Source organism: Soonwooa sp. T0.1_25, from assembly GCF_057652215.1.
This window is the reverse complement of sequence record NZ_JBYFBZ010000094.1, coordinates 1-256: the sequence shown is the minus strand read 5'-3', so window position 1 is coordinate 256 and position 256 is coordinate 1. Positions and strand designations below refer to the sequence as shown.

General features: G+C 45.3%; 1 pseudogene. It reads left to right on the top strand.

What is annotated here, in order from left to right:
- A pseudogene (locus tag AC23MB_RS14480) lies at positions 1 to 256 on the top strand (transposase); the annotation flags it as partial.

Genomic DNA, 256 nt, shown 5'->3' with positions numbered 1-256 from the left:
AAGATTTAACCTCGTTCTTCAAACAAATGCACAAACGGGCGGTAGAGCACATGCTCGAAGCCGAACTGGACGCTCATCTTGACAACGAAAAACACGAAAAAACCAAAGAAGGCAATTACCCCAACGGGCACGGAACCAAGAAGATAAAATCCTCTTTCGGCGAGTCCGAGATCAAAATTCCCGTGACCGAGAAGGAAGTTTTGATCCTGCCCTAGTTCCCAAAAGACACAATATTATCGATGGTTTGGAGAACATC